This is a genomic window from Streptomyces sp. NPDC088252 (genome assembly GCF_044740965.1).
Lineage (GTDB): Bacteria > Actinomycetota > Actinomycetes > Streptomycetales > Streptomycetaceae > Streptomyces.
Genome location: NZ_JBIURS010000002.1, coordinates 197,847 through 212,800, shown reverse-complemented (window position 1 = coordinate 212,800; position 14,954 = coordinate 197,847). Strand labels below are relative to the sequence as shown.

At 69.5% G+C, this 14,954-nt stretch carries 9 protein-coding genes; 6 read left to right on the top strand and 3 right to left on the bottom strand.

Annotation, left to right across the window (positions count from 1 at the left end):
- The first annotated feature begins 242 nt into the window (after positions 1-242).
- From ACIOHC_RS04665 to pglW, 6 genes are all read left to right on the top strand, one after another.
- The gene (locus ACIOHC_RS04665) at positions 243-764 is read left to right on the top strand and encodes an RICIN domain-containing protein (protein ID WP_389636163.1); all 522 of its coding nucleotides are present in this window, start codon (positions 243-245) and stop codon (positions 762-764) included.
- A 1,166-nt stretch (positions 765-1,930) separates the two neighbouring features.
- The gene (locus ACIOHC_RS04660; RefSeq protein ID WP_401841429.1) at positions 1,931-2,719 is read left to right on the top strand and encodes a hypothetical protein; all 789 of its coding nucleotides are present in this window, start codon (positions 1,931-1,933) and stop codon (positions 2,717-2,719) included.
- A complete protein-coding gene (locus tag ACIOHC_RS04655) occupies positions 2,716-4,038 on the top strand; it encodes a 7-cyano-7-deazaguanine synthase (protein WP_401841426.1) in 1,323 nt (440 codons plus the stop codon). The genes ACIOHC_RS04660 and ACIOHC_RS04655 overlap by 4 nt, the downstream gene beginning before the upstream one ends.
- 152 nt (positions 4,039-4,190) lie before the next feature.
- Positions 4,191-4,604 carry a hypothetical protein gene (locus tag ACIOHC_RS04650; RefSeq protein ID WP_401841424.1) on the top strand — a complete coding sequence of 138 codons (414 nt, stop codon included), beginning with the start codon at positions 4,191-4,193 and terminating at the stop codon, positions 4,602-4,604.
- Positions 4,604-6,805: a caspase family protein gene (locus ACIOHC_RS04645; RefSeq protein WP_401841421.1), complete on the top strand. Its 2,202-nt coding sequence runs from the start codon at positions 4,604-4,606 to the stop codon at positions 6,803-6,805. Before ACIOHC_RS04650 ends, ACIOHC_RS04645 begins: the two co-directional genes overlap by 1 nt.
- Before the next feature lie 203 nt (positions 6,806-7,008).
- Positions 7,009-11,445 carry a BREX system serine/threonine kinase PglW gene (gene pglW / locus ACIOHC_RS04640; RefSeq protein WP_401841419.1) on the top strand — a complete coding sequence of 1,479 codons (4,437 nt, stop codon included), beginning with the start codon at positions 7,009-7,011 and terminating at the stop codon, positions 11,443-11,445.
- Positions 11,446-11,473: 28 nt separating this feature from the next.
- On the opposite strand, the gene ACIOHC_RS04635 is transcribed toward pglW, so the two are convergent.
- From ACIOHC_RS04635 to ACIOHC_RS04625, 3 genes are read right to left on the bottom strand one after another with little or no spacing between them, the layout of a single operon-like run.
- Positions 11,474-12,958, bottom strand: a complete 1,485-nt coding sequence (locus ACIOHC_RS04635; protein ID WP_401841417.1) for a hypothetical protein — start codon at positions 12,956-12,958, stop codon at positions 11,474-11,476.
- Entirely contained in the window at positions 12,955-14,355 is a 1,401-nt protein-coding gene (locus ACIOHC_RS04630; RefSeq protein ID WP_401841414.1) for a KGGVGR-motif variant AAA ATPase, read from the bottom strand. Before ACIOHC_RS04630 ends, ACIOHC_RS04635 begins: the two co-directional genes overlap by 4 nt.
- Complete coding sequence (locus tag ACIOHC_RS04625) at positions 14,352-14,864, bottom strand: hypothetical protein (RefSeq protein ID WP_401841412.1); 513 nt, start codon at positions 14,862-14,864, stop codon at positions 14,352-14,354. Before ACIOHC_RS04625 ends, ACIOHC_RS04630 begins: the two co-directional genes overlap by 4 nt.
- Positions 14,865-14,954: the final 90 nt, after the last annotated feature.

Genomic DNA, 14,954 nt, shown 5'->3' with positions numbered 1-14,954 from the left:
TCGAACATCGGTCGGTCGGCTCTGTTCCCGGGTCGTCGCGACGGTCACGGCCCCGCTCTGCCGGAGACGTCACCATGATTTGCCCATGGCTCCGACGGATGGGTGATCTTGCTTCGCTCTAACGGGGGGTGCCTGGAGATATCCCTGCCGGCGACCGAGAGCGGCATCCAGGATGCATGGGCGCCGACTGCCGGTCTCGTGGCGGTGCTGTCGGTTCCCCTCCAACGATTGGGATTGTGCTCATGGCTTCCTTCCTTTCTCCTCGCTGCCTCGGCTCCGTCACTGGCGCGGCGCTCGTGCTCGCCCTCGGCGCGGGGGTGCCGTCCTCCGTGGCGGCTCCTGCGTCCCGGGCTGCCGATGGGATGTGCCTGGACGTCGGCAACGGCCGCAACAACGGCGATCACGCACGCATCTGGCAGTGCGTCAACCACACGAACCAGCGGTTCGTGATCACCAATGGACAGATCAAGGTTGAAGACACGATCGGCACCGGCAAGGAGATGTGCCTGGACGCCGGCAACGGCCGCGACAACGGTGATCGTGTACGCATCTGGCAGTGCGTCAACCACACCAACCAGAAGTGGATCATCCGCAACGCGCAGATTGTGCTCGCCGACACGATGGGACGGCCCAAGGAGATGTGCCTGGACGCCGGTAACAGCCGCAACAACGGTGATCGTGTACGCATCTGGCAGTGCGTCAACCACACCAACCAGAAGTGGGTCATCCAGCGGGGTTACATCAAGGTCGCGGACACGATCTGATCGGCTTCTTGACCGCGCCTCGGCTCTGGCCTCCCGGGGCCGAGGCGCGGTGGCGGTTCGGTGCTCCATGAACCCAGGGGCGGACGGGCCCGGACGCCGATGCCGGTGCTTGGAGGTCCGGATGAATCCTGAGCGGACACCCGGTGCCTTTCCCCGAAGGCGGGATCGCGCCCTGGCGGGCAGTACAGCCACCAGCGAAGATGTCCGTCATATCCACTGACCAGTACATCGTTCCCCTCCGCTCGACGCGCTCGGCGTCCGTGGTGTCGGCCGTGATCCTGCTCGCTTCCGCGGTCGAGCTCGCCCACCACGACTGACACTGGCGGCTCGGAAATCTCGCGGGGGCTTCCAGTACCTCAACCTGCCCATTCTCGGTGCGGTCGGCGAGATGTCTCCCGTTGATGGTCGGGACATGCAGGGCGGCACCCCCAGGCCGGTTCGCCTCTGCGTGGGGTGATGGGCGGGACGGCCGAGCCGGAGCCGACCGAAGCCGGGCAGCAAGCTGGGAGACCCCGACCAGGATCTTCTCCCGGATTTCTCCCAAACGATCTCCAGGAACCACTCAGGGGCCTGATCCACTAGGTGGATCAGGCCCCTGACCTGGTATTTCAGCTGTCGGGGTGGCGGGATTTGAACCCACGACCTCTTCGTCCCGAATGAGGTTCGGTGGGGATTGCCACCGGCCGGATTGCTGTTTGGCCTGGTCAGGGCGTTGGGGTGCGTTGGTCTCGGGTGGCGTCGAAGGGGGTTGGGGAGCCGGTTGGCTCCCAGATGGCTCCCAGCGGGATCTCAGCCAGCGACTGCTGAGTCCGTCCTTTGCGTCGTGTCCACGGAGGCCGACCGCGGCGAGTAGAGCGGCCCTCCGCTGAACCACGCGGAGTTGGCCTAGCGTTCCGCAGCAAGCGCGAACCGCACGACACACGGCGCAAGAACCAATCTTGCCAGCCCTGACCTGCCCGGGGTCGGGGGCCTGCGCGATGTCCGTGACCCAACGCTACGTCTGGTCGCGCTCTCAGGCACATGTGTAACAGAAAGTGATATTCCTGGCCGGCTGACCGCCGGACCGGTCCGCGCCGCGCTGGCCGAGTCCCGCTCTACCTGGGGACCGTCCGGTCTGATGCCATGACTGGGAGACCGGGGCGGGACACCATCGGGTTGGGGGTGCTATGGGGACATCCACGCGGTGGAAGGGGCCGAGCGGCGACCGGTGGAGCTCCGCTGCGAGGCGGCTGGCGCGCTGGCGAGACGACTCGCGCAACCCGGACCAGCGGCTGGAGGAGATCGCCGCGGACCATCTGCGTGCCCTGCACGAGACGCTCCGTGCCGACCGATCGGCTTTCGGGTTGTACGACACGGCCTGTGCGGCCGGTGAGCGGCTCGCCGGGGCCCTGGGCTCGCTGGCCGCCGAGGGCGCGGAGTCGGCGGACACGCTCGTCGCACGTCTCATCTCGGAGGTCGGCGGAGACGGCGGCACGCTCGCCGACGCCGCGGTGCGCAGGGGGGTGGCCGCTGCGGTCCGCGATGTCTGGGACAGGCACCCCGAGCTGGACGACGCCATGGACGCGGGTGCCGCGGGCGGTGGCTTTGCCTGGGACATCCTGTGCGATCTCTACCAGGCGTTCTTCGCCGACATGGTGGGGGAGTTCCTCCGGTCTGTTGTCGCCGAGCACGTCAAACTGGCGGTGCCGGTGCTCATCGCGACCGATCCGGAAGGCAGGATCGCCGACTGGGTCGCGGAGAAGGTGGTGGACCTGGTGCCGAATCCCTGCGAGGAGTCCGTCGAAGCGACGGACCCTGCACAGGCTCTGGAAACCGCGCAGTTGGTGGTGGGCGCTGTGGAGGATCCGTCGGCCGCACTGCCCAAGATCGCCGAGTTGCTGGTGCCGCGGGCGGTCGGAAAGGTGCTTGGCCTGATCACCGAGGAGATCACCGGCGAAGAGGGAGCTGCGGCGTGACCGATTCCGACGACTTCCTGTGGTGGCGCGGCCCAAGGAGCGACCGACCTCGTGGCGACCGCTGGACGGAGATCGGTGAGGAAGCCTTCCAGGAACAGGAGCGCCGCATCACCGGCCGGCACTATCTGCCCGGTCCTGTCCCCGACTGGGCTGAGGATCTGTTCCGCGTCGCCAGGGCCGCGTTCATCGCCGACAAGTACGTACGCCGGACCGGAGCGCAGGACCGGTGGACCCGCCGCATCAGCCTCGCCGTGCCCGTCACGGAACACGAGCGGTGGGGAAGCACGGCTGTCCGTACCCACCTCATTGCCCTCCTGCAGGTCCTCACCGGGGACCTCTGGAACGTGGACTTCCGGCCTCTCACCGGTCACTACGTCGAGGAGGCGATGGTCTCTCCCGACGACCCGCGTGCATCGGAAGTCGCTTTGTTCTCCGGTGGACTGGATTCCCTCAGCTGGGCTGCCACCCGTTCGCGCGCCAACGAATCCCGACCGCTCCTGCTCGTGATGTTCCGCGAGATCGGCCTGCTGCGTCTCCAGCAGCGGGTGTACAAGGCCGTCGAGCGACTGGACGGAGCACGGCCGGTGCTGCTGTTACCGATGAGCCAGACCCCAGCGGGCGACGGCTCGGGGTCACGGCTGGAGACCTCCTCCCGCACACGTGGTCTGCTGTACGCGGCGGGCGCGATCCGCGCGGCCGCCGCGCACGGGGTGGGCACCGTCCACATCCCCGAGAACGGCCAGCTCGCCCTCAATCCGCCTCTGACAGCAGCGCGTTCGGCAGCCTGCTCCACGCGTTCCGTGCACCCGCGGACACTGGGCATTCTGAACGCCTTGGTAACTGCCGTGAGTGACACAGAGAGCACGGTGCAGGTGGTTAACCCCTTGGCACGGCTGACGAAAGGCGAGGTATGCAAGGTCGGGCGTGATGCGGGCCTCACTACGTCCGACCTGGAGTCCACCTTGAGTTGCGGCAAGCCGCCATCCCGCCGAAGTGGCGGCCCTCCTATCGCCAACTGTGGTGTCTGCTTCCCGTGCCTCGTGCGCCGCTCCGGGCTGCTCCACGCTAGCGGCACCGACGACACCCGGTACGAGGCATTGCCATGGGCGGATGACCTACCTTTTGACCGTGGTGCCGACTGGCGCGCACTGCAGCGGTGGCTGCTTGGTCGGTACGCCCTTACGGACGTCCTCACCGATACCCCGCTGCCGCCGGACATGGATCCGGTGGTTGCCTTCGACTTGATCAGGCGCGGGCGGAAGGAGCTGGAGCGCCTGCTTCGGATCGCGGCTGTCGCTGAGGCCGCTGACGCAGCGTAGTCGGCAGCGTGAGGTGCGCATCAACGGCGCGAGTCTGAGGTCCAGTTGGGACGTATTCTTCTCTCCGGGCTGAGAGCTGCGGCAGGAGTGATGGTTCCGTATCCATTTCTTGCCGTGAGCGCCGGGTAGCAGAGGCAACAGGGGGAGACGTCGTGGAGATTCAGATCACGGTCGATACGCAGGGCGACGACGCGGCGACACATGATCTGTACTACTGGCTGCGGCAGGATCGCGAACTCCGGCGTCACATGGAGTTCGAACTGGCACGAGCCTCCGAAGCCTCTGATCGCATGAGCGCGGGCGAGATCATCAACATGTTCGTCAGCAATGGAATTGCCGCGGCAAGCTTGCTGGTGAACGTCGTGGTCGCCTGGCGAGCAGCCCGCCCTTCGCAGCCCGGGGCCGTGACCTTCGAACGCGGCGGTATGACAGTGACCGTGCAGGATACGTCGGGCGACACGTTGCGCCGCGTCGCAGAGCTGTTGGCTTCCGAACCTCACGGCGGAGAGCCCGAGGCCACTGGTGCGGGACAGCAGTCGGCTCCGTCGGGCTCCGGGAATCGGTGATGGGGCTGCCCAACCCCGACAGAACCCGTGTGGTGCTGATCGGTGCGGATGAGTACCAGACCTTCCCGGGCCTGCCGGCAGTGCACAACAACCTCGTCAGGCTGGCAGAGCTGTTCACGTCTCCGCAGGCTGGGGGCCTGCCTACTGGTCATTGCGTGACGGTGCGTAACCCCGCTGACCGTAAGGACGTGCTCGATGCCGTATACCAGGCGGCGAGCGAGGCGACAGACACGCTGGTGGTGTACTTCGCCGGCCACGGCATGCGGTCACCCGATGGCTCTCTCTACCTTGCACTGGGACATTCCGAGCAAGGGCGCAAGTTGTACGAGTCAGTGGCGTTCAGCGACCTCCGTGCTGAAGTGCTGGAAAGCGCGGCGCCCAGAAAGGTCGTGATCCTCGACTGTTGCTACAGCGGTGCCGCGCTGGAGGGATACATGGGCGGGTCGGATGAGTTCGCGGACCAGACTGCCATCGAGGGCACCTGTGTCATGACCGCGTCAGCCGCGACGCAGGCGGCCATGGCGCCCGTGGGTGCGCCCTTCACCGCGTTCACCGGTGAACTTGTGCGAGCCGTTTCCGAGGGCATTCCAGAGGTGTCGGGTCCACTCGACATGGACTCTCTCTACCGGCACGTCAGCCGTGAACTGGCCGCAAAAGGCATGCCGGTGCCTCAGCAACGGGCCGGTGACCAGGGGCACGCCATCGCGCTGTTCCGGAACAAGTGGAAGCGGCCTCGGGAGAAGCCCACGCTCGCGGCTCTGCGAGAGGAATGGTTCCGTGCGATCCAAGAAGGGCTGCTCTGGCATGTGCGGGATGTTCCGGCACTCGGCAAGGGGCGACTGCGCACCGACTTCGGTGATCACGGGCTCCTCGGCTCCCTGCTGATCGCGCGGATCGCCGTCCGGCTCGCCCGGGGTGAGAGGAGGGCGAGGATCTGTGACTGGCTCGCCGCCAGTCCGTTTTTCACAGCGCCCGGCCCTGATGGCGATGAGCTCAACGAACTCATCGCCAAGGTCCAGTTCGGGTTCGAGCACGACGGGCTGGCCACCACCGTTGTGGTTCTCGACGGCCTGGGCCTGCTCTCCTGGAGCCCGGAGAGCACGGACATGCTCCTCATCGAGTACTGGGCAGCCCAACGAGGGCGCACGATGCCTCGCACACGAGTGGAACGCGAACTCAGGGAGCTGTGGCACAGCACGGACTCTCGCGTCCACGCGGCACTCTCGGCGCTGCCGTCCTCTCCACTGGAGGCATACCCCGACGTGTGGGAGAGGCTGAAGGGCGAGCCGGACTTCCGTGTCGGCAACGTCGGAGCCATGGCGCTTGGCCGGCTTGGCGGCGACCGTGCCTGGGATCGGTGGACGTCCACCCGCCCCTGGAGCATCCTCAAGGCTCGCCACCTGGTGAGCCTCGGCGGAGATCTCGCCCGCTGCCAGGCTGCGCAGCGTGCTCTGGGCCGTCTCCTCGATCAGGCACCTTCCGGCGACGAGTTCCGCGGTGTCCTTGAGCGTGCCGCAGAGATCATCCGGGAGCAGTTGGAGTACATCGCCCTGGCGGTGGAGGGCATGAGTGCCATCGAGTACGAGCTACTGCGCGAGCGCAGCCAGGACGAACACTTCCAAGACGGCTGCCTCGCCACCTTCCAGCAGCATCTGCTGGAGCGGAGGTACCAGTCCTTCACCCCTTTCCCCGAGCATGTGGCGACGCACGGCACCTGGGGTCCGCTTCCATGGTGGTCGATCGCCCTTCACGACGAACGCGAACAACGGGCAGCGCAGGAACTGCTCGCCCGTGGCGGTATGCAGCTGGGCGTCACAGCCAAGAGCCGAGACGCCGACGAGCTCGTCATCACCTGCCAGGAACCCGGGCCCTCGCGCATCACAGCCCGCCTCCGCTTTCATCTCCGCGACGCCGCGCACGCCTGCGAGCTGCTCCTTCTTGCCCGTCGGCAGAAGGTGGCGGTGGATTTCCTCTCGGAACACATCGACGAGTGGGACGATCGCGAGGTCAACCTCATCGGCACGTTGCCCATCGACCTGGGCGGCGATCTCGGAGCCACCCTTGCCGACATCGCGACCCACGCGCTGCGTCGACTCATGCCGGGCGCATCGGGATCAGCCTTTCACGATGAAGGGGTTGCGTCGCTCGACAGGCTCCTGAAGTCATCACGGCTCCCGCAGATCTGCCGTCATCCGAGGTAGAGGCTGTTGCACGCGTCGTGGCCGGCTGTGGGTGCCGCGCCGGGTGTGAGACGTCGCCGGTGCGCGGCGAAGACGGCACGTACCCGAGCCGGACGGCCGCTCGGTCTCCGTCCACAAACCGGTTTCGGCTCCTCCCCGTCGCGATAGGCTCGACCAGGCACTTTTACACGTGGTCCGTGAGGAAAGCCTGGGGAGGCCGGACGGTGACAGCTCAGTCAGGCACGTCGGCACCGAGGCCCGGTGCGCCCAAGCCGGGCCCGCCGCGTCCCGCCCGGCAGTGGTTCCAGGAGCGCCCCTCGCCGTACCCGTGGGAGCAGGACGCGCTGGACCATGTGCGTGCTCTCATGCCGCAGGCCGAGCCGTTCCGCGCCTGGGCCACGTTCTCCTTCACCGCGATGTCCGGCCGCGTCAACGAGTGCGATCTGCTGGTTGCCGTTCCCGCCGGACTCTTCCTCATCGAGATCAAGGGGCATCCGGGGCAGCTCCGCAACACCGGGTCGACCTGGAACTTCCAGGGACCCGACCGCATGCGGACCATCAACAACCCCCTGCACCTGACCGACCTGAAGTCCAAGGAGCTGAAAAGCCAGCTCCAGTGGGCGGCTCGCAAGCTGGGCCTCTCCGAGCGGGTGGTCCCCCGCGTCGAGCCCGCCGTGTTCCTGTCGTCACCCGACCTGGAAAGCCACCTGGACGAGGTCCAGCAGATCAAGGTCTACGGCCGGGACGACGGCGGCAGCGGCCTGAAGCGGATCTGGCAGGACTTCCTCGGCCTGCCCCCCGACCGTCCCGACCGGCGTATCACGCCGGAGTTCTCGCGGCACACCCTGCCGCAGTTGCTGAAGGCGATTGGGATCCGCCAGTCCACGGCACATCTCCGCTTCGGCGACGCCTGGAAGATGGAGCCGCACCCGCTCGACGCGGGACCCTCCTGGGAGGACCGCTTGGCCACCCGGGACGACGGCCTCGTCCAGGAGGAGGGCCGGGTCCGCATCTATCTGGTGAGCCAGATGGCGACGGAGGCGGCCCGCAAGGCAACCGAACGCGCCGCGCGCCGCGAGTACCAGGTGCTGCAGGGCATCACCCACCGCGGCATCGTCGACGCGCTCGACTACCGCGAGCACCAGGGCGGACCGGCGATCCTCTTCCGCCACCGTCACGGCGATCTCCGCCTCGACCAGTACCTGGACACCTACGGCGGCAGGCTCACCCCCGAGATCCGCCTGGACCTGGTCCGGCAGCTCGCCGAGGCGGTCCGCTACGCGCACAACCGCTCGCTCTACCACCGGGCGCTCGCGGCCCGCTCCGTGTACGTGTCGTTCCGGGCCGACGGGGCCAACCCCGAGCTGCGGATCACCGACTGGCAGACCGCGGCGCGGGACTTCGACAGCAACGCCACGTTCTTCCGCTCCATCGGCGGCTCCGCCCTCGACGCCGCCCTGATCGAGGACGCGGCCCGCGTCTACCTCGCCCCCGAGTCGGACCAGCCGTACGCGGACCCGGCCGACCTGGACATCTTCGGTCTCGGCGCACTGGCCTACCTGATCCTCACCGGCCGCCCTCCGGCCACCCAGCGCAGTGACCTCGCCGAACGGCTCCGCAGCGACGGCGGGCTCCGCCTGTTCGCGGTGGCCGACGGCCTGCCCGACGCACTCGACGACCTGGTCTTCCGGGCGACCCGCGCCGACGTCGACGAGCGCCTCGGCTCGGCCGAGGCTTTCCTGGACCTGCTGGACGAGGCGGAACGCGCCGGCATCCTCCCGGACTCTCCGGCGGCGGCCTGCGTCGATCCGCTCGAAGCGGTGCCCGGTCAGGCGCTCGACGCCGAGTGGACGGTACGCCGTGTCCTGGGCACCGGTGCCACCGCCCGCGCCCTGCTGGTGGAGCGGGCCACGGAGGACGAGGACGGCCGCACCCAGATCGACGAGCACGTCTTCAAGGTCGCCCTCGACGAGGAGAAGGCGGGGCGGCTGCGCGCCGAGGAACGGGCGCTGCGCAAGGTCGGCGGCGGCTCCGTCGTCCAGCTGCGCGGCGAGGGACTGCGGGAGCTCGGCGGCCGGACCGTCCTGGAGCTGGAGTACGCCGGCGAGCAGTCGCTCGGCGAACGGCTGCGCGGCAAGGGGCAGCTCAGCTACCACGACCTGGAGCGCTTTGCCGACGACCTGTTCCGCGCCCTGGACCAGCTCGCCGCGCAGGGCGTGCGCCACCGCGACATCAAACCGGACAACTTCGGCATCCAGCGCCGCAAGGACCGCACCCGGCAGCTCAAGCTGTTCGACTTCTCCCTGACGGACGCGTCCGACCGGGATGTGAAGGCCGGCACGCGCGGCTACCTCGACCCGTTCCTCGGCTCGATGCGCCGCGCCCACTACGACGACCACGCCGAGCGGTACGCCGCCGCCGTCACCCTCCACGAGATGGCGAGCGGCGAGCGTCCGCTGTGGGGCGAGGGGCAGCTCGATCCGCTGACCAACGAGTCGGCCGAACTCCACGTCGCCACCGAGCTGTTCGAGCCTGCGCTGCGCGAGGGACTCACCGTCTTCTTCCAGCGTGCGCTGCACCGCGACACCGAGCAGCGCTTCGACACGCTGCGGCAGATGTGGGACGCGTGGCGCGAGGTGTTCCGGGCGGCCGACGCGACGGCGCCCGCCACGACCCCCTCCACCGTCGGCAGCCCCTCCGACGACCCGCTGGCGGCCCGCGACCGCGCCGCCGCGGCGGCCGACCTGACGACGCCGCTGGACGCCGCCGGCCTGTCCCCTCGTGCCGTGTCGGTGGCCGGCGGGCTGGGCGCGACGACGGTCGGCCAGCTGCTGGACATCCAGCCCTACGCCATCTCCAAGGCGCGTGGCGCGGGAAACCTCGTCCGCAAGGAACTCAACCGGCGTCGCAGGCAGTGGGCCACCGTGCTGCGCCCGGCGGCGCCGTACGCGCCCCGCAGGCAGGCGCCGGACGACACCGGACGGAACCACTCCGCCCCCGGCGGCGAGACGGGCATCCTGTCGATAGACGACATGGCCGCGCTCCTCGCCCCCGAGCCGGGTCGCAAGGGCTCCCACCGTGCTGACGTCGTACGCCTCACCCTGGGCCTGCCCCTGGACGACGGCGGGCTGTCCCCGCTCGGCGCATGGCCCGTGCAGGCCCGGATCGCCGACCATCTGGGCATCAAGCAGACCTCCGTCTCCCGCCACCACCGGAACGAGATCAGGAGGTGGACCGAGGCCGACTGGCTGGCCCCGGTCCGCACCGAGCTGACCGAGATCGTCGAGGCTGTCGGCCGGGTGATGACCGCCGACGAGGCCGCGGCCGAACTCCGGGCCCGCCACGGCGCCGGGCCGGACGCTCCTGCGAGGACGCTGGCCAGGGCCTTGGCCGTCGTGCGGGCCGCTGCCGACGCGGAGACCGCCGAACGCCAGGACGAGGACCCCGCCGGGCAGCACGAGCCCCGCTTCGCCGTGCACCGGCGCGGCGACACCGTCCTGCTCGCCGCTGAGTCCCTGCCGGGCGCCGACGACCCCAGCCCGCGCGAGCTGGCGGACTACGCGGCGCTCCTCGGCCAGGCCGCCGAACGCCTGGCCCGGCAGGACCCCCTGCCCGGCCGGGGCGAGGTCCTGCGTGCCCTGCGGTCCGTGCCCGCGCCCGACGGACTGGCACCGCTCGCCGACACCCGCCTGGTGTCCTTGGCCGCCGCGACGGCCCCCGGCGTCGCGGCCACGCCCCGGCTGGAGCTGTACCCACGTGACCTGAGCCTGGAACGGGCGGTGCGCATCTCCCAGGCGGGCGCGGGCGTCCGCCGCGACCGGGGGATCACCGTCGCCGAGCTGGTGGCCCGCCTGCGTGCCCGTTTCCCGGGTCTGGACCTGGTGTCGGGTTCCCGGGAACCCACCCATGTGGAACTGCTGGACGCCCTCGAAGGCGCGCGGTTCGACCTCGTGTACCACGACGAGGCGGAGAAGTTCTTCCCCAGGGCGCCGGAGTCGAGGGGGCCGTGGAGCTCCACCGGCGCCCTCACCAGCTACCAGCCGCCCTCCCCCGTGACTCGGGCCGACCGCCAGGACCCGCACGGCCCGCTGCGGGAGCGGCTGACCGCCGTGGCGGAGCGGGGCGGGTTCCTCGCCCTCACAGTGAAGCCGAACGCGTTCGCGGGAGCGGCGGAGACCGTGGCAGCCGCCTTGCCGGTCGAGGCCGTCGACCTGTCGGACTTGTTCCTCACCGCCTTCCACGCCCTGGCCGCGGAGAAAGGACAGGATTGGCAGAAGGTCCTGCGTGCCGACAGCCTCTCCACCCCCGGCAGCATCAAGCCGGGGCTGGCGTCCTTCGTCCGGGTGGTCTGGCAGCGCGTCGAGCAGGCGGTGCTCGCCCGCGCCGACGCGCCGCGCACCGTGCTGTTCCTGCACGACGCCGGCCTGGTCGCCCGCTACTGGGACGAGGGCGGCCACGCCTTCCTCGTCCGGCTCCAGAACACGGCACGCCGCCCCGCCGACGCCCCGCACGGCCTGTGGCTGCTGTGCACGGTCGAGACGCGCGCCCAGGAGCCGAAGCTGGACGGCCGGACGGTGGAGGTGATCGGCGGCGACGGGGAACGGGCGCACCTGGACCAGGAGTTCCTGGACACGCTGCGGGTGCCGGCCGGCACGGGCTGAGCGTCGGCAGGACGGCACCGGGCGCGGCTCAGGACTTGCGGGGCACCCCGCCCTTGCGGCCGATGTTGAACGCCAGCCGGTACACGTCGGGGAGGTCGAGTGCGCCGCTGGTGCGTTTGGTCAGGACACCGAGTTCCACCAGTTCCTCTATGAGCGCGAAGGGATCGTCGGCGGCACGGGGGCCGCTGCCCCCATCACGTCCTCCCTCAGGTCCCTCGGCGCCTCCGTCGGCGGCGACCATGTCCCGAAGGATGCCAGTAAGACCACCCTGCTCCCACAGGAAGCGGACGTGTGACGGCTCCATGGGTACCTGTTCGCCCTCAAGCTGTCCGATGGCTGCGGCGGCCCAGCCGATGTCCTCCTTCAACTCGTCCACCCGGACCCGCGACGCCTCGTGCAGGCTCTCTCGGAGCGCCTCGTAGTGCAGCGGGTACGGCTGCATGGCGTACCGCGCCGCCGTCAGGTCCGCAGCCGTGCGCAGCGCGAGCAGCCAGGTCCTTGGGCTCACGCGTCCCTTGCCGTCCTGGAGATGGTTCGGAACCCAGGTGAAGGTGTGACCCTTGCGCCGGTCGGTTCCCATGTACGGCCCAGCCAGGGCGATGAAAGCCTGCTCCTGGCACTTCTCGTCGGCGATCAGGTCGACCGGCGCGACAAATCGCCCCTCACCTTGCACCTCCCACTTGCCGTACTGTGCCCGGAACTTCTCCGCCTCGGTACTCGGATGGTTGCCCAGCCGGTGGAAAAGCAGCCCGTAGAGGTTCTCTCGGCTCCACGTCAGGTCGGCCGCGTTCGCTCCCAGTTTCGAGGCGTCCGGGAACGTCTTGGGGGCGCTGTCGTACATGTCCGGGCGTACGAAGATCTTGGCGCGCAGCGCCCCTGTGGTCAGCCGCAGTTCCAGCGCCACCTGGAACAGCGCCGATACCAGCCGGTCGGCGGTCGTGCGGTCCGCGTGAAGATGGTCCAAGGCGTCGAAGAGCAGCACGCGCGTCTCGCCGCTGTCCCGGGCCTCCCGGTCGGCTTTGCCTAGCGCGTCGTCATACGCGTCTTCGTTCGCCGCGGCCCAGCGGATACGGTCGGACCAGTCAGGAATGCTCGCGATCTCCGGTACGTCGAGCGCCATCATCACGACTGCGTGCCAGAAGATGTCATAGCCCTCGGGATCAACCACGTCCCGCAACAGCCTGGCGATTTTGCGCTTACCCGGGTAAGGGGTCTCACTGTTGCCGCCTGTCCTGAACCCGGTGGTGACCCGGACCCGCCGGAGCCGCGGCATCATGTATGACTGTGCGGCCACCTCCCTCAGCTCGGGATCGATCAGCGCCTTCGCCCAGTACGTCTTGCCTGTGCCGCGCGCGCCCCGGACCACGGTCACGTCCGGGTCGAGCGCGAGGCGGTGGCTCGACGGGGTGAACAGCCGCCGCAGGTCCGGACCGTCCGTGTCCGCGTCGAGTGCGGCACCGAGGGCCCTGGCGATTAGAGTGCGGTACTCGTCGGTGGTCGGTGCGGCGGTCATGAGGACTCCGGGGCGGGGTGCGGATTCGGCAGCAGACGCTCCACCGTAGTCGTGAACGTCCGGTACGCAGCCTCGACGAACGGCAGCTCGGGCCAGTCCCGGCTGCGCAGGGGGTCCAGCCCCACCAGGTCGTTGCCGAAGAGGATGGGGACGGGGGCGTGCGGCGCGTCGTTGTCCTCCAGCGGAGGGTGATACGGCTCGTCGCTCTCCTCGTCCGTGCCGTCCTCGTCCGTGTCGAGCTGGTCGTAGAGCGTGTCGGCGAACAGCTCCTGGGCGCGGTCGCGCAGGGCGGGCAGCCGCTTCGCGTCCCCGGCGGAGTGGAACATGGCCGCCACGATCCGCAGCCGCTCCCTCAGCTCCCGGGCCAGGGTGGGGCGCTGCTGCCACTGCGTGAACAGCATCTTGTAGCCCTCCCAGGTGGAGGGGTTGTCCACCGCAAACAGCAGGGCAAGCCCGCTGAGATGGGTCAGGGTGACCGCCGCGATGTCGTGCATGCCGGCCCTGCTGTCCAGCAGGACGACGTCCGGTGCCCGGGACAGCGCGGTCACCTGGTCCTCGCAGGCGGCGATGGCCTGCTCCAGCCGCGCGGCGAACGGCCGTTCGCCGTCACCGGGGTTGAGCCCGGCGAGATCGCTGTAGATGCGGTTCAGCTTGGCGAGGTAGTCGTACGGCTCGCCCTCCAGCGGCGAGCCGCCCGCGGGTGCGAGCCACACCTCTCCGTTCCCCTTGACCGGCAGCGCGGTGCTCCGCGCCACCAGCTCCAGCCCGTCGGCGTTGCCGACACCGGCCTCGACGAGGTGGTCGACGATGCCGTGCCGGGGGATGCCGGCGGGGTCCTCCAGCAGGTTGGAGATGCCCGGGGACTCCAGGTCGAGGTCTACTACGAGCACGCAGCGGCCCGTTCCGGCCAGGTACCTGGCGAGGACGGCGGTGGCGGTGGTGCGCCCCACCCCGCCCTTGAAGCCGTACAGCGCCACCCGCCGGTCCCGGCGCCCTGCGGCCCCGTCGGACGGGGCGGGAACGCTGCGGGCCCAGTCGGTGCCGATGACGGTTCGCTCCAGGACGTGCACGCTGCCCGTTCCGGAACCCTGCCGAGGGCTGACCGGCACACGGTCGTCGGCGTCGAAGTACAGCTCGGGTGCGAACAATTTGTCGGCGAAGAGGACCGGTTCGAGCCCGGTGAAGGGCCGGGTGGAGGCGGTGAACGCGTCCCGGAGCGTCACCACGGCCGGATCGTCGTGCGCGAGCGGGCTCCGCCGGTCGTCGAGGAGCAGACAGGCCCTGCCGAGCACGTCTCGGGTGACGACGACGTCCGTGCCGAACTGTGCGGCGGCCTGCTGCGCGTGGTCGAGGGCGGCCTGCCAGGCGGTGTCGAACCGCACGCGGGAACTGCTCATGCGCGGGTCCTCGTCCCCAGGATGCTCGCCTGCTCATGAGCGGCGATGAGGTCGTACGCGGCCTTCAGATGCCGGCCGATCACGGTGTCGGTGATCGCGGTGCCATCGCAGTAGCGGTCTCCGACGTCCCAGCCGGCGAACGGGTTGTTCCAGATGAGCTGGGTGAATAACGCTCCCGACCCGCCCCCTCGGCGGCGGTGGGCGACGGCGGTGAGGTGCTCCCAGAGTTCCGGCAGGTGCCCGTGTTTGTTCGTCCACTGAGGCTTCTTGCGGGAGCGGTCCAGGTACTTCACCTCCGGATGCTCCGGCTTGTTCCACACGTCGAGCCGGGACCCGAGGAAGTCGATCAGAATGGCCTTGACGGCGCACTCCGCCGCCAGCCCGGCCAGATGGTCGGCGGATATCCGCAGGTCCTTCTCGGCGGCCAGCGTGGCCGCGCGATAGTGGTTCCTGCTCGCCGTCGCGAACGCGGGCGGCGGCGGTGTCGCTGAGGGTGTCGAGGCCGTCACGACGATCACTTTAACGAGCCGACCAGGAGGGTCGCGGGGCTTTTCCCAGATCGCGACGACCCTGGGCCGCCGTACGGGGGCGCGGGTGCG